14 protein-coding genes are annotated in these 20,175 nt (G+C 70.8%); 8 read left to right on the forward strand and 6 right to left on the reverse strand.

The annotated features are described in order from the left end of the window. Positions 1 to 12: 12 nt before the first annotated feature. The 8 genes from I8E28_RS14830 to I8E28_RS14865 all read left to right on the forward strand — a co-directional run bounded on the left by I8E28_RS14830 (position 13) and on the right by I8E28_RS14865 (position 12,513). Complete coding sequence (locus tag I8E28_RS14830; protein ID WP_200788833.1) at positions 13 to 705, forward strand: GntR family transcriptional regulator; 693 nt, start codon at positions 13 to 15, stop codon at positions 703 to 705. Continuing rightward, on the forward strand, positions 702 to 3,764 hold the full coding sequence (locus tag I8E28_RS14835) for an FAD-binding and (Fe-S)-binding domain-containing protein (RefSeq protein WP_200788834.1): 3,063 nt from the start codon (positions 702 to 704) through the stop codon (positions 3,762 to 3,764). The genes I8E28_RS14830 and I8E28_RS14835 overlap by 4 nt, the downstream gene beginning before the upstream one ends. 435 nt (positions 3,765 to 4,199) lie before the next feature. Further along, complete coding sequence (locus I8E28_RS14840; protein WP_200788835.1) at positions 4,200 to 5,180, forward strand: LLM class flavin-dependent oxidoreductase; 981 nt, start codon at positions 4,200 to 4,202, stop codon at positions 5,178 to 5,180. A 22-nt stretch (positions 5,181 to 5,202) separates the two neighbouring features. Beyond that, positions 5,203 to 5,652: a GNAT family N-acetyltransferase gene (locus I8E28_RS14845; RefSeq protein ID WP_200788836.1), complete on the forward strand. Its 450-nt coding sequence runs from the start codon at positions 5,203 to 5,205 to the stop codon at positions 5,650 to 5,652. 113 nt (positions 5,653 to 5,765) lie between these two features. Beyond that, positions 5,766 to 6,101 carry a hypothetical protein gene (locus tag I8E28_RS14850; protein ID WP_200788837.1) on the forward strand — a complete coding sequence of 112 codons (336 nt, stop codon included), beginning with the start codon at positions 5,766 to 5,768 and terminating at the stop codon, positions 6,099 to 6,101. Between the two features lie 120 nt (positions 6,102 to 6,221). Continuing rightward, a complete protein-coding gene (locus I8E28_RS14855) occupies positions 6,222 to 10,928 on the forward strand; it encodes an ATP-binding protein (RefSeq protein WP_200788838.1) in 4,707 nt (1,568 codons plus the stop codon). 42 nt (positions 10,929 to 10,970) lie between these two features. Beyond that, positions 10,971 to 11,624 (forward strand): phosphatase PAP2 family protein, encoded by a 654-nt coding sequence (locus tag I8E28_RS14860; RefSeq protein ID WP_200788839.1) that lies wholly within the window; start codon positions 10,971 to 10,973, stop codon positions 11,622 to 11,624. Positions 11,625 to 11,856: 232 nt separating this feature from the next. Continuing rightward, entirely contained in the window at positions 11,857 to 12,513 is a 657-nt protein-coding gene (locus I8E28_RS14865) for a DsbA family oxidoreductase (RefSeq protein ID WP_200788840.1), read from the forward strand. Positions 12,514 to 12,528: 15 nt separating this feature from the next. Here I8E28_RS14865 and I8E28_RS20965 read toward each other — a convergent pair whose 3' ends face one another. Genes I8E28_RS20965 through I8E28_RS14895 form a run of 6 tightly spaced genes read right to left on the reverse strand, consistent with a single transcriptional unit; the run spans position 12,529 to position 20,160 of the window. Then, positions 12,529 to 14,739 (reverse strand): ATP-binding protein, encoded by a 2,211-nt coding sequence (locus tag I8E28_RS20965; RefSeq protein ID WP_200788841.1) that lies wholly within the window; start codon positions 14,737 to 14,739, stop codon positions 12,529 to 12,531. Positions 14,740 to 14,776: 37 nt separating this feature from the next. Next, on the reverse strand, positions 14,777 to 16,306 hold the full coding sequence (locus I8E28_RS14875; RefSeq protein WP_200788842.1) for a malonate--CoA ligase: 1,530 nt from the start codon (positions 16,304 to 16,306) through the stop codon (positions 14,777 to 14,779). After that, positions 16,303 to 17,091, reverse strand: a complete 789-nt coding sequence (locus tag I8E28_RS14880) for an enoyl-CoA hydratase/isomerase family protein (protein ID WP_200788843.1) — start codon at positions 17,089 to 17,091, stop codon at positions 16,303 to 16,305. The genes I8E28_RS14875 and I8E28_RS14880 overlap by 4 nt, the downstream gene beginning before the upstream one ends. A gap of 8 nt (positions 17,092 to 17,099) precedes the next feature. Beyond that, positions 17,100 to 18,089 (reverse strand): Bug family tripartite tricarboxylate transporter substrate binding protein, encoded by a 990-nt coding sequence (locus I8E28_RS14885; protein ID WP_200788844.1) that lies wholly within the window; start codon positions 18,087 to 18,089, stop codon positions 17,100 to 17,102. A gap of 44 nt (positions 18,090 to 18,133) precedes the next feature. Continuing rightward, entirely contained in the window at positions 18,134 to 19,495 is a 1,362-nt protein-coding gene (locus I8E28_RS14890; RefSeq protein WP_200788845.1) for a malonyl-CoA decarboxylase, read from the reverse strand. Further along, a complete protein-coding gene (locus tag I8E28_RS14895) occupies positions 19,492 to 20,160 on the reverse strand; it encodes a GntR family transcriptional regulator (RefSeq protein ID WP_200788846.1) in 669 nt (222 codons plus the stop codon). Before I8E28_RS14895 ends, I8E28_RS14890 begins: the two co-directional genes overlap by 4 nt. Positions 20,161 to 20,175: the final 15 nt, after the last annotated feature.

Genomic DNA, 20,175 nt, shown 5'->3' on the forward strand with positions numbered 1-20,175 from the left:
AAAATCGTTCCCATGACCGCCGACGTGATCGCCATCCCGCGCGGCAGCCTGCACGAGCAGGTGGCCCTGCGCCTGCGCCAGATGCTCGTGGAAGGCCGCATCCCGCCGGGTGCGAAGCTCAATGAGCGGCAGCTGTGCGAGGCGCTGGACTGCTCGCGCACCCCGCTGCGCGAAGCAATCAAGCGGCTGGCCGCCGAAGGCCTGGTCGAGCTGCTGCCGCACCGCGGCGCCGTCGCCGTGTCCATGGATGAGCAGTCCGTGCGCGACACCTTCGAGGTGATGGCGGGCCTGGAAGCGCTGTCCGGCGAATTGGCCGCGAAGCGCATCACGGACGAGGAGCTCGCCGAAATCCGCGCCATGCACTACGAGATGCTGGCGGCCTACACGCGGCAGGACCTGTCCGCCTACTACCGGCTCAACGCACGGATCCACCGCGCCATCAACGCGGCCGCCAAGAACCCGGTGCTCAGCGCCACCTACGACCGCATCAACGCGCGGCTGCAGGCGCTGCGCTTCCGCTCCAACCAGGACGGCGCCAAGTGGGCGGCCGCGATGCAGGAACACGAGAAGATGATCGAAGCGCTCGCGCGGCGCGACGTCGCCGCGATGCGGGAGGTGCTCGCGTCGCACCTGCAGAACAAGCTGGCCGTCGTGCTGGAGCAGCTCGAGGCCGCGCGAGCGCCCCAGCGCCAGGGGGCGCGATGAACGCGCCGCTGCCCGTGTCGGTGGCGCGCGAAGCCGCCGGCTCCGCCTACGAACGCGTCGCCGCCATCAGCAACGAGGTGGCCGGCCGCCTGGCCGAGCGCCTGGCGCGCGAGACGCAGGGCGAGGTGCTGTTCACCCCCGCCGATCGCGGCCGCTACGCCACCGACGCCTCGATCTACCAGGAGATGCCGGTCGGCGTCTTCGTGCCCCGCACCGCGGAAGACGTGCACGCCGCCATCGACATCTGCCGCGACCTGCGCGTGCCGATCGTCCCGCGCGGCAGCGGCACCAGCCAGTGCGGGCAGACCGTCGGCGCCGGCCTCGTCATCGACCACTCCCGGCACGTGCGCAAGGTGCTGGCGGTCGATCCGCAGGCGCGCACGGCGGTGGTGGAGCCCGGCCTCGTCCTCGACCACCTGAACGCGCAGCTGAAGCAGCACGGCCTCTGGTACCCGGTCGACGTGTCCACCAGCGCGCAGGCCACGCTCGGCGGCATGGCGGGCAACAACTCCTGCGGCAGCCGCAGCATCGCGTGGGGCAACATGGTCCACAACGTGCTGGGCATGGAAGCCTGGACGCCCGACGGCCAGCTGCATCGCTTCGGCCGCTTCGAGGAATCGACGGGCTGGGTGCGCACGATGGGCGAGCAGGTGCGAGCGATGGCCGAGGGCCTGGCGCCCGAGATCGACGCGCACTGGCCGAAGGTGCTGCGCCGCGTCGCCGGCTACAACCTGGACGTCTTCCGCAACCAGAATCCCAAGCCGTACACGCAGGACGGATCGGTGAACCTGGCGCACCTGCTGGTGGGCAGCGAGGGCACGCTCGCCCTCACCCGCAGCCTCACGCTGCAGCTGTCGCCGCTGCCCAAGGCCAAGGTGCTGGGCGTCGTGAACTTCCCGACCTTCTACAAGGCGATGGACACGGCGCAGCACATCGTGAAGCTGGGCGATGGAACGCTGACGGCGGTCGAACTCGTGGACCGCACGATGATCGAGCTGGCGCTGCAGAACCCGGCGTTCGCGCCGGTCGTGCGCGGCGCGGTGATCGGCAAGCCCGACGCGGTGCTGCTGGTGGAGTTCTCCGGCGCCGAGAAGGCACCGCTGGTCAAGCACCTCGATCGGCTCGTCGAGCTGATGGGCGACCTGGGCCTGCCCGGTGCCGTGGTCCGCATGGAAGACGACACGGCGCAGAAGGCGCTGTGGGACGTGCGCAAGGCGGGCCTCAACATCATGATGAGCCTCAAGGGCGACGGCAAGCCGGTGAGCTTCATCGAGGACTGCGCCGTGCCGCTGGAGCACCTGGCCGAGTACACGGACGCCCTCACGCAGGTGTTCCGCCGGCACGGCTCGCGCGGGACCTGGTACGCGCATGCGTCGGTCGGCACGCTGCACGTGCGCCCGATCCTGGACATGCGGCGCGAAGGCGCGCCGAAGATGCGCGCGATCGCGGAGGAAGCCAGCACGCTGGTGCGCCAGTACCGCGGCGCCTACAGCGGCGAGCACGGCGACGGCCTGTGCCGCGGCGAGTGGATCCGGTGGCAGTTCGGCCCCAAGGTGACCGAAGCCTTCACGCAGATCAAGCGGCTGTTCGATCCGGACGCGCTGTTCTGCCCGCGCCGCATCGTCGACGCGCCGCGCATGGACGACACGCGGCTGATGCGCTTCCCGCCCTCGTACAAGGTCATCCCGCTGCAGCCCGCGCTCGACTGGCGTGCGTGGGACGTGCAGAACGACCCGATGACCGAGCGCACCACCGCGCCCGGCACCGGTGGCGATCCCGCCGGTGGCTTCGCCAAGGCGGTGGAGATGTGCAACAACAACGGGCACTGCCGCAAGTTCGACGCCGGGACGATGTGCCCGAGCTACCGCGTCACGCGCGACGAGCAGCACCTGACGCGCGGGCGCGCCAACACGCTGCGGCTGGCGGTGTCGGGGCAGCTGGGGCCGGAAGGCCTGGCCCAACCCGCGGTGCGCGATGCGTTGGATCTCTGTGTGTCCTGCAAGGGCTGCAAGCGCGATTGCCCCACGGGCGTCGACATGGCCAAGATGAAGGTCGAATTCCTGCATCACTGGCATGCGAAGCATGGCCGGTCATTGAAGGACAAGCTGATCGCGGGGTTGCCGGACTACGCGCGCAGCGCTGCGAAGTTCGCCGGCCTCCTGAACCTGCGCAACCGCATTCCGCCACTCGCCTGGCTCGGGGAGAAGCTGCTCGGCTTCTCGGCGCGGCGCAGCCTGCCCGAATGGCAGTCGCAGCATTTCTTCAACCAGCCGCACGGGACAGCGACCCGCGACGAAGTGCTCGCGGCCGCCAAGCCGGTCGTGCTGTTCGTCGACACGTTCAACGGCTTCTTCGAATCCGCGAATGCCACCGCTGCCCTGCAAGTGCTGCAAGCAGCCGGCTACACGGTGCACGTCGCCGCCAAGCAGCAGGACGACGGCAAGCACCTGTGCTGCGGGCGCACCCACCTGGCGGTCGGCGACGTGGACGCGGCTCGCACGAAGGCACGCGAAGTCGTCGCCGCCCTGTCCGACTTCGCCCGCCGCGGCATTGCGATCGTCGGCCTGGAGCCCTCGTGCCTGCTCACGCTGCGCGACGAGCACCTGTCACTGGGCCTTGGGGAGGACGCGCAGGCGATCGCGGCCAGCGCCCTCCTCCTCGAGGAATTCCTCGCGCGCGAACTCGCCGCCGGCCAACTCGATGGCCTGCAGGCCAAGCTGCGCCCCGTCGACCGGCCGATCCTCGTGCACGGCCACTGCCACCAGAAGGCGTTCGACGCCGTGTCGCCGGTGATGAAGCTGCTGCAACTGATCCCGGGTGCCAAGCCCTCGCTGATCGAAAGCAGCTGCTGCGGCATGGCCGGCGCGTTCGGCTACGAGGCGTCGCACCACGACGTGTCGATGGCAATGGCCGAACTGAGCCTGCTGCCCGCCGTGCGCCAGTCCCCTGACGCCATCGTCGTGGCCGACGGCACCAGCTGCCGCCACCAGATCCACGACGGCGCCCAGCGCGAAGCGGTGCACGCGGCGGTGTTGCTGGCGCGGCAGCTGGCGCGCTGAACCCAGAGCGGCGAATGTCATTGCGGGCTCGACCCGCAATCCGTGCCTGCCAGTGCAACATCGGTCGCCCAAGCTGCTCTTTGGACCCGCGCCGAGTGCGAAGCGGAAGGAGAGCGCCAGTGGCGCCCTGCCGGAAGAAGCCGCGGGCGAAGCGCGATCCGGTGAGCGTGTCAGGCGGTGCCCGCAGGTCCGATTTTCGATGGTCGAGTGATGCGCGCGGGCGCGGGGCCTGGGCGCGAGTTCAGAGGCGCTCGCGACAGCGAGAAGCCGCGCAACGGAGAGACGGAGCATGAGGACCCGGCAGGCACCGCCTGATGCGCTCGCCGGCTCGCGCGAGCCGCACCGGTGCCAGCACGAGCATGGATTCCGGTTTTCGCCGGAATGACACCGTGGAAGTGCCCTTGCGACTGCTCCCAACGTCCCCATCTGCCACCGATGGCCACGCTCTCCGTCCTCGACCTTGCACCGATCACCCAGGGCGGCGACGCCGCCCAATCGTTTCGCCACACCGTGGAGCTGGCGCAGCACGCGGAGGCGCTCGGCTACCGGCGCTACTGGCTGGCCGAGCACCACGGCATGCCGGGCATCGCCAGCGCGGCGACGGCGGTGCTGATCGGGCACGTGGCCCAGCAGACGCGCACGATCCGCGTCGGCGCCGGCGGGATCATGCTGCCCAACCACTCGCCGCTGGTGATCGCCGAGCAGTTCGGCACGCTCGAGGCGCTCTATCCGGGTCGCATCGACCTGGGCCTGGGCCGCGCACCGGGATCGGACCAAGCGACGGCCCGCGCCTTGCGCCGCCGCCTCGACACCGACCCCGACCAGTTCCCGCACGACGTGGTGGAACTGCTGGACTTCCTCTCCGACGAGCCGCGGCAAGTGATCCGTGCCGTGCCCGGACGCGGTGCCAAGGTGCCGGTGTGGATCCTCGGCTCGAGCCTGTTCGGCGCCCAGCTCGCCGCGATGCTGGGCCTCCCGTACGCCTTCGCTTCGCACTTCGCCCCTGCGCAACTGATGGACGCGCTGGAGGTGTACCGCTCCACCTTCAAGCCTTCCCAGTTCCTGGACAAGCCGCACGTGATGCTGGGCTTCAACGTCTTCGCCGCCGACACCGACGCCGAGGCGCAGTTGCTGGCGACCTCCATGCAGCAGGCGTTCGTCAACCTGCGCACCGGCCGGCCGACGCCGCTCCCGCCGCCGTTGCCCGGCTACGCGAACCACCTCGCGCCGGCCGAGAAGGCGATGCTGGACAGCGTCCTCGCGTGCACGGCGACCGGTTCCGCGGACACGGTGCGGCGCGGCCTGCGCGAGTTCATCGAGCGCACGCAAGCCGACGAGGTGATGGTGACCTCGCAGATCTTCGACCACGCCGCGCGCCTGCGCTCCTACGAAATCCTGGCGGGCCTGCTCGGCTGAGGCGGCGGGGCACAATGCCCGCATGTCGCTCGTCATCCGCTCGCTGCTGCCCAACGACGAATCCACGTGGCGCCGCCTGTGGCGCGACTACTGCGATTTCTACGAGGCGAAGGTGCCCGACGCTGTGACGCAGCGCACGTGGAAGCGCATCCTCGATCCGGATTCGGCGGTGATGTGCATCGTCGCGGAGCTGGACGGCATGGTGGTGGGCTTCGCGCACTGCGTGGTGCACGAGAACACCTGGGAGACGCAGCCTGTGTGCTACCTCGAAGACCTGTTCGTCGACGCGCAAGCGCGGGGACGTGGCGTCGGCCGCGCCCTGCTCGAGTGGCTGCGCAATGCGATGCGTGCGGAAGGCTGGGCCCGCCTGTACTGGATGACCCGCCGCGACAACGCGCCGGCACGGGCCCTGTACGACAGCTTCACGCAAGCCGACGACTTCGTGCGCTACGTGGTGCGGGCCGCGTCCTGAACGGCCGCGCTGGCGACACGGCAGCGCACCACAACAATTTCTTGCACTGTCGGGTTCATGGCTGAGTTGCCGACTGCCTAGACTGCCTCTCCCCGCAGGACCGAGGAGACGACATGGCCCGCAACGGAAGCCGCAAGACCACCTCGCGCGTCGAACGCGACCGCCCCACCGCCCGCACGACCCGCCAGGACCAGCCCCTGGCCGCGCTCACCCGCGCGGCGGACACCATGGTGCGTGCCGGCAGCGACGTGCAGCAGCACATCGCGCAGAGCACCGGCCTGCTGCAACAGGAGGCCGCGCGCAAGCTGCGCCTGGCGACCAACCCCGGTGAGTTCTTCGCCGTCCAGGCGGCTTTCATGCTGGCCGGCTGGCAGCAGTCCGTCGAGTGCTCGTCCATCGTCGCGCAGGCCTGGCGCGACGCCATGGGAACCCGCCCCTCCACGCAGTGAAGCTCCGGCGCCGGCCGGCTCATCCTTAGCGGCGCCGCGAGCGCGCTGCACGTTTGATTTGCCGCCCGCGCCGAGGCTCAATAGCTGTTCCACGCGGCGGTTGCCACCACCCTTCCAGCCATGAGCGAGTCCCTCCGAGCCGAGCCCGTGACACCCGTGCGCCCCGTCGCGCCGCCCGCGTCGCTGCTCGCCGGCCCGACGGCCCGCGCCGAGGCGATCGCCGCCAGCGACATGGCGGCGGCGATCTCCGGCTTCGACTGGGCATCGACTCCGCTCGGCGCGGCCGAAACCTGGCCGCAGAGCCTGAAGAGCGCCGTGCGCCTGGTGATCGGCTCGCGGTACCCGATGTTCATCTGGTGGGGGCCGGAGCTGGTCGCGATCTACAACGACGCCTACATCGACGCGCTCGGTCCGCGGCATCCCTGGGCGCTCGGCCGGCCCGCGCGCGAGACCTGGGCCGAAATCTGGGACGTGGTCGGCCCGCAGGCGGAAGCCGTCCTGCGGCGCGGCGCGTCCACCTGGAACGACCGCGTGCTGCTCGTGATGCAGCGCAAGGGCTACGCCGAGGAAACCTACTTCACCTTCTCGTACAGCCCCTGCTTCGACGACGACGGCGAGGTCGGCGGCGTGTTCTGCACCTGCACCGACGACACGCAGCGCGTGCTCGGCGAGCGCCGCCTGAAGAGCCTGGGGGCGGTCTCGGCGGCCGTGCTCGACTCGCGCAATCCCGTGCATGCCTGCGAATCCGCGGCGGCCGCGCTGGCGGGCAACGCGCACGACCTGCCCTTCGTGCTGTTCTACCTGCAAGAAGGCGGCGCGGTGCGCCTCGTCGCCAGCACCGGCGCCGTGGCCGGCTCGGCGCTCGCGCCGCAGCTGCAGGCGCTCGACGCCGACGGCCCGTGGCCGTTCCTGGACGTCGCCGCGTCGCGGCAGCCCCAGCACGTCGACCGCATCGATCGCGTCGCCCTGGTCGACGCCGGCCCTTGGCCCGAGCCGGTGCTCGATGCGATGGTGGTGCCGCTGCCCGCCCCGGACGCGGCGGGGCCCGGCGGCTTCCTCGTCTTCGGGCTCAACCCGCGCCGTCCGGTCGACCCCGAGTACGGCGACTACCTCGCGCTCGTGGCACAGCGCGTGGGCAGTGCGATCGCGGACGCGCGCGCGTTGCAGCAGGAGCAGCAGCGCGCCGCGTCGCTCGCCGAGCTCGACCGCGCCAAGACCACCTTCTTCTCCAACGTCAGCCACGAGCTGCGCACGCCGCTCACGTTGATGCTGGGACCGCTGGCCGACCTGCTGGCAGCGGGCCCGGCCGACGGCGAGACGCGCCGCGCGCTGGAACTCGCGCAGCGCAACGGCCGCCGGCTCCAGCGCATGGTCGAAACGCTGCTGGATTTCTCGCGCATCGAAGCCGGCCGCATGGAAGCGCAGTTCCAGCCGATCGACTTCGCCCGCGCGGTCGCCGAACTGGCGAGCTTCTTCGATTCGGCCGCGCGGCGCGGCGGGCTCGAGCTGCAGGTCGACTGCCCGCCGCTGCCCCGGCCCGTGTACGTGGACCGCGCCATGCTGGAGAAGATCGTCTTCAACCTGCTGGCCAACGCCATCAAGTACACGCCCGCCGGCAGCGTGCGCGTGCGGGTGCGTGACACCGGCGGCGGCGCACGGCTGGAGGTCACCGACACCGGCCTTGGCATCCCGCAAGCCGCCCTGCCGCATGTCTTCGAGCGCTTCTACCGCGTCGAAGGCGCGCAGGGCCGCAGCATCGAGGGCTCGGGCATCGGGCTCGCGCTGGTCGCCGAACTCGCCCGCATCCACCACGCCGCGCCCGAAGTGCAAAGCTGGCTGGGCGCCGGCAGCACCTTCAGCCTCGAACTGCCCTACGGCCATGCGCACCTGCCGCACGAGCAGGTCGACCACAGCCCCGCGGCCGCGCAGCTGTCGCCGCCCAGTGGCTGGCTTGACGACGTGGAGGCCTGGTTCGGCAGCGATGCGTCGTCGACCCACGCGCTCGCGGTGGAGGAACCATCGGTGCCGCTCGACGCGCGGCCCGGCATCCGGCAGCGTGCCGACGTCCTGCTGGTCGATGACAACGCCGACATGCGCGGCTACCTGCAGCGGCTGCTGGGACGCGAGCACGACGTGCGCACGGCTTCGGACGGCTGGCAGGCGCTGCAGCGCATCGCCGAGCACGTGCCCGACCTGGTGATCACCGACGTGATGATGGCCCGCATGGACGGCCTGCAGCTGCTGCGGCGCCTGCGTACGGACGCGTCCACGTCCACCCTGCCCGTGATCATGCTGTCGGCCAATGCGGGCGACGAGGCACGGCTGGAGGCGCTGGACACCGGCGCCGATGATTTCCTGGTCAAGCCGTTCCAGGCCCGCGAGCTGCTCGCGCGCGTGTCGGGCCTGCTGCGCCTGTCGCAGGTGCGCAGCGAAGCGATGCAGCGCGAGCAGCAACTGCGCGGGGAAGTGCAGCAGGTGCTCGAGAGCATCGGCGAGGGCTTCATCGCGGTGGACGCCGACTGGCGCATGACGTACGTGAACGCGGCGGCGGAGGCGATCTACGACCGCTCGCGCGACATGTTGCTCGGCCGCCCGCTGTGGGAGCTGTTCCCGGAGCTGCTCGGCTCGCCCTTCGAGCAGCCGTTCCGCCGCGCGATGGCGCAGCGCGAGCCGCAGAAGGTCGACGGTCCCTACCACTCGCTGGCCGGCTGGTTCGAGTGCAGCGTGTACCCGGTGGCTTCCGGTGGCCTGTCGTTCTACTTCCGCGACGTCCTGCAAAGCCGCCTGATGGAGCAGTCGCTGCGCCGTGGCGAGGAGCGCCAGCGCTTCCTGTCCGAGCTGGGCCAGCTGCTGCAGCAGCTGGAAGATCCCGGGGAGGTGCTGACCGCCGCCGTGGGCGCGCTCGGCGAGCACCTGCGCGCCGACCGCTGCATCTGGGCGCTGGTCGACGAGGGCCAGGACAGCGTCACGCTGCACGGCGAGTTCCACGCCGACGGCATCACGCCGGCGCGGCTGTCGCGCATGCGGCTGCGGCACTTCCACGCGGACCAGTTGCGGCTGTACCGCGAGGGGCGCCCGTTCGTGGTCGCCGACGTGCAGCAGGACGAGCGGCTGGGCGAGCAGCGCACCACGTACCGGCAGCGCGGCATCGCGGCCAGCCTGTCCGCCGGCATCCTGCGGTCCGGCCGCATCGTCGCCTGCATCGCGGCGCACCAGTTGCAGCCGCGCGCCTGGACCGAGGACGAGACGGCGCTGGTGCAGGCCGTCGCGCAACGGTGCTGGGAAGCATTCGAGCGCGCCACCGTGCAGCAGCGCCAGCGCGAAAGCGAGCGGCGCCTGCGCGAGATGGCCGAGTCGATGCCGCAGATCGTCTACGTCGCGGACCGGCACGGCCAGATGCTGTACCTGAACCAGCAGTGGGAGCGCTACACGGGGCGACCGACCGCGACCGAAGCCGACATGACCGCCGTCGTCCACCCGGACGACTTCGACCGGATGATGCAGCTGTGGCGGCACGCGCTCGGCACGGGACAGCCCATGACGAGCGAGTTCCGGGTGCGCAACGCGCGCGACGGCGTCTACCGGTGGTGGCTCACGCGCGCGGTGCCGATCCGCGACGACCGCGGCCGCGTGGTGCGCTGGTACGGCACCTCCACCGACATCGACGACTTCAAGCGCAACGCCGAGGCGCTGGCGCAGGCGCACGCCGCGCTGCAGCAGGTGGAGCGGCGCAAGGACCAGTTCATCGCCACGCTCGCGCACGAGCTGCGCAACCCGCTCGCGCCCCTGCGCAACGGGGTGCAGCTGCTCGCGATGGGCGGCGGCCCGGACGGCGGCTTGCGCGTGCAGGCCATGATGAAGCGGCAGATCGACCAGCTCGTGCGGCTGGTCGACGACCTGCTGGAGGTGTCGCGCATCACCTCGGGCAAGGTGGTGCTGCAGCGCAGCCCGCAGGACATGGCCGACGTGCTGCATGCCGCGGCCGAGAGCAGCCGCCCCGTGGTCGACGCCGCGCGCCACTCGCTGCACGTGGAGGTCGACGACCTCGCCGGGCAGTGCGCGGACGGCGACCCGCTGCGGCTGGGGCAGGTGTTCAGCAACCTGCTGAACAACGCGGCCAAGTACACCGAGCCCGGCGGCCACATCGCGCTGCGCGGCTGGCGCGACGGCCACTTCGCCGTCGTGCAGGTGCAGGACAACGGCATCGGCCTGGCGCGCGAGATGCTGGAGGAAGTCTTCCAGCCCTTCGTGCAGGTCGACCGGTCGGCGGCGCGCGCGCAGGGCGGCCTGGGCATCGGCCTGTCGATCGTGCGCAGCCTGGTCGAACTTCATGGAGGCACCGTGCGAGCGAACAGCGAAGGCGATGGGAAGGGCAGCACGTTCGAAGTGCGCCTGCCGGTCACGGGAGGCGCGGGCGGTGCGGACCCGTCGAGCGAAGGTTCGGAGCGCGCGGCACCGGCCGCGGGGCCGTCGGTGCTGGTGGTCGACGACAACCATGACGCCGCCGACAGCCTGGCCTACATGCTCGAGATGATGGGCGCCACCACGCGTGTCGTGTACGGCGGGCCGGACGCGGTCACCGCGGTCGATGCCTTGATGCCAGACCTGATGCTGCTCGACCTGGGCATGCCCGGCATGGACGGCTACGAAGTCGCGCGGCGCCTGGCACAGCACCCGCAGCGCGGCCGCATGCTGCTGGTCGCGCTGACCGGCTGGGGCCAGACCGAAGACCGGCAGCGCACGCGCGACGCGGGCTTCGACGAGCACCTGGTCAAGCCGGCCGAGATCGACGTGCTGGAGCAGCTGCTGGCGCGCGCCAAGCGCTGAGCGCCCTGCCGGCCCCCTGGGGCCGGTAGCATTCGGCCCGGCATGCACGCGCACCTTGCTTCCCCGTTCTGGACCACCATCACCCGCTTCGGCGAAGCCGGCATCCTGCTGCCCTGCGCGGCGCTCATCGCCGTCGGGCTGCTGGCCACCACGCGCGAGTGGCGCGCCGCCGCCGCGTGGGTGCTGCCGCTGGGCATCGCGGTCGCGGTGACCACTGCGTCCAAGATCGCCTTCCTCGGCTTCGGGCTGGGCATCGCCAGCCTGGACTTCACCGGCTTCTCCGGCCACGCCATGTTCGCGGCGGCCGTGTACCCGATGCTGGCCTGGGCGCTGATGGGCCGCGGCCGCCCCCGCCTGCGCGCGGTCGTGATCGCCTTCGCCTATGCGCTGGCGGCGCTCGTGGCGGTGTCGCGCGTCCGCGTGGATGCCCACTCGCCGTCGGAGATCGTGCTGGGCTTCACGCTGGGTGCGCTGGCCAGTGCCGCGGCCATGCACGCGCTGCGGGAAGGCGCGGAGTTCACGCTGCCGCCCGTCCTGGCCGGCGTGCTGGCCTTGTGGCTCGGCCTGATGCCGCACGAGCCGGTGCTGCTGCCTTCGCACGAGATCGTGACCAGGGTGTCGCTCAAGCTCAGCGGGCGGACCAAGCCGTTCACGCGCGCGGACCTGCACCGCAAGGGCCTGCCCAGCCTGGGCTGACGGCAAGAAAAAGACCCCCGGGGCCTGCGCCCGCGGGGGTGTCTGAACATTGGTGCATGTTCAGGCCAAGCACTTTTCCCACCTGAAGGGGAGCCATGCACCAACGCGCCGATTGTGCAAAGTGGAAGCTGACTGGAACCTGCGCGCGCCGCCCGGCGGGTATCTTTCTGCCCGGCCGTGCGGGCCTGGCTCACGGCACGCAGGGCCTTTGCGCGCGCACTACGATCACCGCATGACCGCCACCCTCAAGATCGACGTCGTGTCCGACGTGGCCTGTCCCTGGTGCGCCGTAGGGCTGTCCTCGCTGGAAACCGCCCTGCAGCGCCTGGACGGCGAAGTCCGGGCCGACCTGCATCTGCAACCGTTCGAACTCAACCCGCAGATGGGGCCGGAAGGCCAGGACATCGGCGAGCACCTGGCGCAGAAGTACGGCTCGACGCCCGAGCAGCAGGCGACCAACTGGGCCGCGATCGTCGAGCGCGGTGCGGCGGTCGGCTTCGACTTCCGCAAGGCCGGTCGCGGACGGGTGTGGAACACCTTCGACGCGCACCGGCTGCTGCACTGGGCCGGCACGCTCGATGGCGATGCGCAGGTGCGGCTGAAGAAGGCGCTGCTCGCGGCCTACTTCACCGAAGCGCGCAACGTGTCCGACCCCGCCGTGCTGCTCGATGCCGTGCAAGGCGCCGGCCTCGACATGGCGCAGGCGCGCGAAGTGCTCGAGCAAGGCACGTACGCCAACGAGGTGCGAGCGGCCGAGCGCATGTGGCAGCAAAGCGGCATCCAGGCCGTGCCCTCGGTCGTCGTCAACGACAAGTACCTGATCCAGGGCGGGCAGCCGCCCGAGGCGTTCGAGCAGGCGCTGCGGCAGATCGCGTCGCAGCAGGCCTGAGCCGACGCCGGGCGTTCAGGCCGGCTGGCCCTCGGCCGTGGCGGTGTCGAGGGCGTCCAGCAGGTCCTCGATCGCGTACGGCTTGCGCAGCAGCTTCCAGGCCCCGTCCGGCGGCCGCGCCGAGTAGCCGGTCGCCACGAGCGCGGGCACGTCGGGCCGGTTCTCCGTGCACCACGCGACGAGCTCCAGGCCGGTCATCGTGCCCGGCATGACGACGTCGGTGAACAGCACGTCGGCGCCGAAACCCTGCGCGAGCAGCTGCCGCGCTTCGTCCGCCGTGCGGCACAGCGTCACCTGGTGCCCTTCGTGCTCCAGCGCCGGCGGCACGACGGACGCCACCAGGATGTCGTCCTCCACCATCAGCACACGCAGCGCGCGGGTCGAGCGACGCCCGCGGGCCGGCTCCAGGGCCTCGGGCAAGTCGGCGCCCAGAGCGACCGGCAGGAACATGCTCACCGTGGTGCCGACTCCCTTCGAGCTGGCGATGCGCACCTCGCCGCCCGACTGCCGCGCGAACGCCTGCACCTGCGGCAGCCCCAGGCCGCTGCCCGCGCCGACCGGCTTGGTCGTGAAGTAAGGCTCGAACACGCGCGCCAGCGTGTCCGCGTCCATGCCGTGCCCGGTGTCCTGCACGTCGATGCGGACGAACTGCATGTCGCTCTCGAGCCCCGCTACGCTGGCGGACGCGGTGCGCGCGCGCACGAGGATCCTGCCGCCGTCGGCCATCGCATCGCGCGCGTTGAACACCAGGTTCAGCAGCGCCAGTTCCAGCTGCGTCGGATCCGCCAGCACCGCGGGCAGGCCCGGCTGGATGTCGGCGCCGAACTCGATGCGCTCGCCCACCGCCTTGCCGGTCAGTTCGCGGCTTCGCAGCATCAGGTCGGCGAGATCGACGGGCTGCGGGCGCAGTTGCTGCGCGCGGCCGAAGGCGAGCATCTGGCGCACCAGGTCGGCGGCACGCGTGCAGGCCGCCAGCGCGGCCTGCAGCGCGCGCGAGGACGCCCCTTCGGGCACCGACCGCTGCACGACCTGGATGCCGATGGAGATGGTCTGCAGCAGGTTGTTGAAGTCGTGCGCGACGCCGCCGGTGAGCCGGCCGATCGCCTCGTGCTTGCGCGCCTCGAACAGGCGCGCTTCCGCCTGGCGCGCTTCGCTGACCGCGGCGTTGATGCGCGTTTCCAGCACGCGCTCCGATTCGCGGGCGCGGACGCCCGCGTCGTGCAACACCGCGCCGACACCGTCGATCTCGCGCACGCCGGTGTGCAGGTGCCCGGGGACGCGCTGCGCCAGCAGTTCGCCCGCGGCAGCTTCGAGCGCGCGAACGGGCACGCTGATGCGACGCGCGGCGACCAGCGCGATCGCCAGGCCGATGGCCAGCAGCGCCGCCGACGTGGCGACGGTCTGCAGCGCGAGCCGCCACGCCGTGGCGGTCAGCATCGACAGCGGCTGCGCGACCACAGCGGTCCAGCCGTGCTTGCCGGGCGACGCCAGGTAAGTCAGCGACGGGACGCCATCCAGCGTCACCGTTTCGATGAAGCCACTGGCGCGGCGCTGCGCCAGCTGGCGCAGCGGGGTGAAGCTGGCCTGGGTGCCCACCCAGCGCTCGTTGTCGCGCAGCCGCCCCATGACGCGCTGCTGCGCGTCGATGACAGACGCGATGCTGGACTCGGGATAGCGCTGGCGCTGGATCAGGCGCTGGATCTCCTCCAGCGGGAACGGGATGCCGACGTCATAGCGCGGCGGCTGGTGGCCGGCTTCCGGCACGTACACCGAGACACGCGGCCGGCCCGAGACCGGCGCCTGCGGGATGAAGGCGACGGCGGCCCCGGACTCGACGAAGGGCGCATCGACGGGGCGCGCCACCGGTCCCTCGTCGGGGCGCCGCGTGTAGAAGAACTGGGTCCGCCGATCGACCAGGACCACGGCATCGCCCGTGTCCTTCACGGCGGTGGCCGCCTCGGCCTGGAACGCTTCGAGGTCGTTCGCCCGCAAGGCGGGGGACGCCGCGAGGGCCAGCGCAAGGGACTGGCGCCGCAGGAGCTCCGCGTCGATGGCCGCGCTCAGGGCTTCGGCCTGGTCGCGCAGGTCGTCGCGCAGCGCCTTGTTCTCGCGCGTGTAGCCGTCGAAGGCCTGCAAGGCCAGCCCGACGACCGCCGGCAGCCACACGCAGAGCACGAGCAGCACCAGGCGGGCCCGGATGCTCGCCGGTTCGAAGAACGGACGCACCTCGGCAGTCTAGCCTCGGCAGCGCTTCCCGGGAGCTCTACCGGAACAGGTCACGATGCTGCTCGCGCAGCAGGTTCTTCTGCACCTTGCCCATGGTGTTGCGCGGAAGCTCCGGCACCACGAAGCATTTCTTGGGGATCTTGAAGTTGGCGAGCCTGGACTTGAGCGCGGCGACGACGGCGTCGGCCTGCACCTGCGCGCCCGCCTTCGGCACGACGACCGCCACGCCCACTTCGCCGAAGTCCGGGTGCGGCACGCCCACCAGCGCGCTCTCGGCGACGCCGGGCATCTCGTTGATGTAGCCCTCGATCTCGGCCGGGTACACGTTGTAGCCGCCACTGATGATCAGGTCCTTGCTGCGGCCGACGATGTGCACGTAGCCGCGGTCGTCGATCTTGCCGACGTCCCCGGTCTTGAACCAGCCGTCCTTGGTGAACTCCTCGGCCGTCTTCTCCGGCATGCGCCAGTAGCCCTTGAACACGTTCGGCCCCTTCACCTGGATGCCGCCGATCTCGCCTTGCGCCACTTCGCGGTCCTGGTCGTTGCACACGCGCAGACCCACGCCCGGCAGCGGGAAGCCGACGGTGCCGGGGCGGCGCTCGCCGTCCTTCGTCCGGTACGGGTTGGACGTCAGCATGATCGTCTCGCTCATGCCGTAGCGCTCGAGGATGGTGTGGCCGGTGCGCTCGCGCCAGGCGTTGAACGTCTCCGGCAGCAGCGGCGCCGAGCCCGCGATGAACAGCCGCATCGACGCGCACTGCTCCTTCGTCAGCGCTGCTTCAGCCAGCATGCGCACATACAGCGTCGGCACGCCCATGAACACGGTCGCGCGCGGCAGGTCGGCGATGACGCGCTTCGGATCGAACCTCGCATGCCACAGGATGCGGCTGCCATTGAGCAGCGCGCCGTGGATGGCGACGAACAGGCCGTGCACGTGGAAGATGGGCAGCGCGTGCACCAGCACGTCGCCTTCGGTCCAGCCCCAGTAATCCTTGAGCACCTGCGCGTTGGACAGCAGGTTGCCGTGCGTGAGCATCGCGCCCTTGCTGCGCCCCGTCGTTCCGCTGGTGTAGAGGATGGCCGCCAGGTCGTCGGCCTGGCGCTGCACGGCCTGGTGCACGTCGCTTTGCACCGCGGCGCGGTCCAGCAGCGAGCCGGTGCGGTCGTCGCCCAGCGTGAACACGTTGCGCGTGCCGGCCTGGAACGCGATCTTGCTGACCCAGCCGAAGTTCTTCGGGCTGCACACGACCACCGCGGGTTCGGCGTTGCGCACGAAGTACTCGATCTCCGCGCTCTGGTAGGCCGTGTTGAGCGGCAGGAACACATGGCCGGCGCGCAGCACGGCCAGGTACAGCAGCATCGCCTCGACCGACTTGTCGACCTGCACCGCGATGCGCGAGCCGGCCGGCAGGTCGAGCGAGTCGAGCAGGTTGGCCAGCATTGCGCTGGCGCGGTCCAGGTCGCGCCAGCTGTAGCGCAGTTCGTCGTCGGTCTCGACCGCGGTGGCATCGAGGTCGGCAGGGAAAGCCGCGCGCAGCGCGGCGAACAGGTTGGCGTTGGCGGTCATCGGAAGTCGGGCTTGCGCTTGGCGAGGAAGGCGGCGATGCCTTCCCGGTGTTCGGGGTCGGGAGCATAGCGATACGCACCGGCCAGCTCCTGCAGCGCGGCGTCACGCCGCGCGGGATCGTGCCGGTCGCGCACGGCACGCAACGTTCGCTTGTTGGCACGCGCCGCGCCCGGCGCGAGCGAGGCGATGCGGCTGGTGACGGCTTGCACCTGGGCCTCGACCTTCGCGGGATCGCACAGGTGCTGCACGAAGCCGCGCGCCTTCATCTCGGCGGCGTCGAGCACCGCGGCTTCCAGCAGCAGTTGCCGCGCCGTGGCTTCGCCGACGGCGGCGGCCACGACCTGCGCCTCGCGCGGCGCCATCGGGAAGCCCAGGCGCGCGATGGGCGCGCCGAAGCTGGCCTCGGACGACGCGATGCGGATGTCGCAGCAGCTGGCGATCTCCACGCCGGCGCCCATGCAGGCGCCGCGGATCGCTGCCACCACCGGCACGTCGCAGTCCTGCACGGCGGACAGGCCGCCCCAGACGTCGTCCTCGTGGAAGGCGCGCAGCGACGCTTCGTCGAAGCGGAACTGCTCGTACTCGGAAATGTCGCCGCCGGCGCAGAAGGCGTCGCCCTCGCCCGCGACCACGATGCAGCGGCAGCCGCGATCGGCCTGCAGCCGCACGAAGATCTCGCGCAGCTGGCGCCACATCGCCCGGGACATGGCATTGAGCTTGCCCGGATGCGAGAGGACCACCCGCGCGACCGGGCCTTCGCCCGCGAGGCGGACCTCTCCTGGCATGGCGGCCCTTAGTCCAGCTTGGCGCCCGAGGCCTTGACGACCGCGGACCAGCGCTTGACTTCGCTGGAGACGAACTGGCCGAACTGCTGCTGCGACAGGTTGGGGAATTCCGCGCCCTGCTGCGCCCAGATGGCCTTGAGTTCGTCGGTCTGCATCGCCTTGCGGATCTCGTCGGCGACGTGGGCCGTGATGTCGGCCGGCGTGCCCTTGGGCGCCCACAGGCCGTACCAGGTGGTGACGGTGTAGTCCGGCAGGCCCACTTCGGCGGCGCACGGCACGTCGGGGATCGCGGCGTTGCGCTTGTTGCCCGATACCATCAGCGCCTTGATGCGGCCGCCCTTGATGTGCGCGGCCGACGAGCCCAGGCCGTCGAACATCATGTCGACGTTCCCCGAGATGAGGTCCTGCAGCGCCGGACCGGCGCCGCGGTACGGGATGTGGGTGATGAAGGTCTTGGTCTGCTGCTTGAACAACTCGCCCGCGAGGTGGTGCGAGGTGCCGCTGCCCGCGGAGCCGTAGTTGTACTTGCCCGGGTTGCGGCGCATCAGGTCCAGGAACGACTTGAAGTCCTTCGACTCGATCCGCTTCGGGTTGACGACGACCACCTGCGGCACGCTGGCCACCAGCGTGATCGGCACGAAGTCCTTTTCGAGGTCGTAGTCGAGGCGCGGGTACATCGACGGGGCGATGGTGTGGTGCACCGCGCCCATGAACAGGTTGTAGCCGTCCGGCGCCGCGCGTGACGCGATGGTGGCGCCCACGGTGCCGCCGGCGCCGCCCTTGTTGTCGATCACCAGCTGCTTGCCGGTCTGCTTGGCGAACTGCGCCGCCAGCGGGCGGGCGAAGGCGTCGGTGCCGCCGCCGGCCGGGAACGGCACGACCATCATGACCGGCTTGGTCGGCCAGCCGCTGCCACCTTGCGCGAACGCGAACGGGCTGACGGTGGCGAGGGAGGCGGCGCGCAGGACGTCGCGCCGGTTGATGCCGGACTTCTGCATTGGGGATGTCTCCTGTTGTGCTTGGAAAGCTGTCGGGAAAGGGCTCAACCGTACAGGTCTTCGATGGCGCCTGAAATCGGGATTTGCCCGCCGGACAGCATCGCGCGGTGCTTGTCCAGCCGCTTGGGGTCGTACAGGTAATTCACCATGAGGCCATAAGACTGCTTCAAGCCCTTGGGCGAGGGATCGGCGCCCCAGTTCAGGCGTTCCACGCGGGCCCCATTGCCCAAATGGAACCGCGCGACGGGGTCCACCGGGCGCCCGCCGTCCATCTCGCGCCCGAGGTAGCGTGCCGCCCACGCGAGCAGTTGCGTGCGGTGCGGCGACTTCGGCGGCAGCGCGAGCGGCTGGTCCAGGTGCGCGAGCAGGTCCGCCGGCGCGTGCTTCTGCATCCAGGCGCGCAGGCCCGGGATCGGCGACAGCGTCGCGAACGTCTTCAGCCGCGGGAATTCCGCCTTCAGCGTCTCGACCACGTGCTTGATCAGCGAGTCGCCGAAGCTCACGCCGCGCAGGCCGGTCTGCGTGTTGCTGATCGAATAGAAGATCGCGGTGGTCGCCTTGGCCAGGTCCGCGGGTGCGGCGCTCTCGTCCAGCAGCGGCTCGATGCTGGCGCTGATCTCGGTGGTGAGCGCCACCTCGACGAAGATCAGCGGCTCGTCCGGCAGCCGCGCGTGGAAGAACGCGTAGCAGCGCCGGTCGCTGTCCAGCCGGTTCTTCGCGTCCGACCAGCTGCGGATCTCGTGCACCGCCTCGTACTTGATCAACTTCTCGATCATCGACGCGGGCGAGTCCCAGCTGAGCGTGCGCAGCTCGAGGAACGCGACGTCGAACCAGGTCGAGAACAGGTGCTCCAGCTCCGCGTCCAGCGGCAGCAGGCGCTTGTCGGACTTCAGGTGCGGCAGCAGCTCGGCACGCAGGTCGACCAGGAACCGCACGCCTTCGGGGTAGCCGGCGAAGCGTTGCAGCAGGCGCGCGCGCGGCGACAGCATCGCGCGACGCAGGCGGATCTCCGCGGCGGCTTCATCCGTCGTGCCGATGGCGGCTTCGTACTGCACCCGCGCGGCCTTGGCCTTCTGCGCGTCGGGCGCGAACTGCTCGGCCATCAGCAGCCAGCAGTCGCGGCGCTCCTCGGCGCCGGCCTTGACGTACCACTGCGCGAACTCGCACGCCCGGCGCGAAGCCTCGACTTCGCTGATGCGGGGATCGACGATGGCCTGCAGCTCGGACAGCGTGCGGCGCAGGACGCGGGGCGACAGCGCTTCCTGGTTGCGCCGCAGGGTCGCCTGCAGCCGCTCGCGCGTCGTGCGCGGCACCGCGGGCGCGACGGCTTCGGCCGAGGCGACGGCCTTGGCTTCGAGCCCCGGGCGCAGGAACGAAACGCTGCGCGACATCCATTCGGTTCTCATGAAGCGATCCTCGTGCGTTGGCCGCGGGACAGGTCGCGCAGCGCACCGCGCTGCCGTGTCAGATGGGTGCGCATGGCCGCTTCCGCCCCTTCGGCGTCGCGGGCCTTCAGCGCAGCGAACACCGCCAGGTGCTCGGACAGGCTCTGCTCCAGCCGCCCCGGCGCGTGCAGCTGCTGCAGGCGCGCGAGCTTGACGATCTTGCGCAAGTCGGTGATCACCTGCGCGAGCCAGCGGTTGCCGGCCAGCTGGATGATCGCCTCGTGGATCGCGAAGTTGGTCGCGTAGTAGTCGTTGATGCGCTTCGTCTTCGCGCTGCGCGCCAGCTTGTCGTGCAGCGCCTCGAGTTCCTGCAGGTCGGCGTCGCTCGCATGCAGCGCCGCCTCGTGCGCGCAACGCCCTTCCAGCAGCGCGATGACCGGGAAGATCTCGTCCAGGTCCTGCTCGGTGACCTCGGCCACGAAGCAGCCGCGCCGCGGTTCGTGCCGCACCAGCCCTTCCGCCGTCAGCACCTTGAGCGCCTCGCGCAGCGGCGTGCGGGAGATGCCCATGTCCTCGCACAGCGCGATCTCGTCGACGAATACGCCGGGCGCCAGCCCGCCGTCGAAGATGCGCTCGCGCAGGCGGTCGGCGACTTCCTGGTGGAGCGAGCTGTGGACGAGACGCATGGTGCAGGTTTCGTA

It is taken from the genome of Ramlibacter algicola (genome assembly GCF_016641735.1).
In the GTDB taxonomy this organism is placed as follows: Bacteria; Pseudomonadota; Gammaproteobacteria; order Burkholderiales; family Burkholderiaceae_C; genus Ramlibacter; species Ramlibacter algicola.

Coding starts and splice junctions, on each gene's coding strand:
- I8E28_RS14895 (WP_200788846.1), bottom strand. CDS start 20,160: ATGCGTCTCGTCCACAGCTCGCTCCACCAGGAAGTCGCCGACCGCCTG.
- I8E28_RS14855 (WP_200788838.1), top strand. CDS start 6,222: ATGAGCGAGTCCCTCCGAGCCGAGCCCGTGACACCCGTGCGCCCCGTC.
- I8E28_RS14880 (WP_200788843.1), bottom strand. CDS start 17,091: ATGCCAGGAGAGGTCCGCCTCGCGGGCGAAGGCCCGGTCGCGCGGGTG.
- I8E28_RS14865 (WP_200788840.1), top strand. CDS start 11,857: ATGACCGCCACCCTCAAGATCGACGTCGTGTCCGACGTGGCCTGTCCC.
- I8E28_RS14845 (WP_200788836.1), top strand. CDS start 5,203: ATGTCGCTCGTCATCCGCTCGCTGCTGCCCAACGACGAATCCACGTGG.
- I8E28_RS14885 (WP_200788844.1), bottom strand. CDS start 18,089: ATGCAGAAGTCCGGCATCAACCGGCGCGACGTCCTGCGCGCCGCCTCC.
- I8E28_RS14850 (WP_200788837.1), top strand. CDS start 5,766: ATGGCCCGCAACGGAAGCCGCAAGACCACCTCGCGCGTCGAACGCGAC.
- I8E28_RS14875 (WP_200788842.1), bottom strand. CDS start 16,306: ATGACCGCCAACGCCAACCTGTTCGCCGCGCTGCGCGCGGCTTTCCCT.
- I8E28_RS14860 (WP_200788839.1), top strand. CDS start 10,971: ATGCACGCGCACCTTGCTTCCCCGTTCTGGACCACCATCACCCGCTTC.
- I8E28_RS14890 (WP_200788845.1), bottom strand. CDS start 19,495: ATGAGAACCGAATGGATGTCGCGCAGCGTTTCGTTCCTGCGCCCGGGG.
- I8E28_RS14835 (WP_200788834.1), top strand. CDS start 702: ATGAACGCGCCGCTGCCCGTGTCGGTGGCGCGCGAAGCCGCCGGCTCC.
- I8E28_RS14840 (WP_200788835.1), top strand. CDS start 4,200: ATGGCCACGCTCTCCGTCCTCGACCTTGCACCGATCACCCAGGGCGGC.
- I8E28_RS14830 (WP_200788833.1), top strand. CDS start 13: ATGACCGCCGACGTGATCGCCATCCCGCGCGGCAGCCTGCACGAGCAG.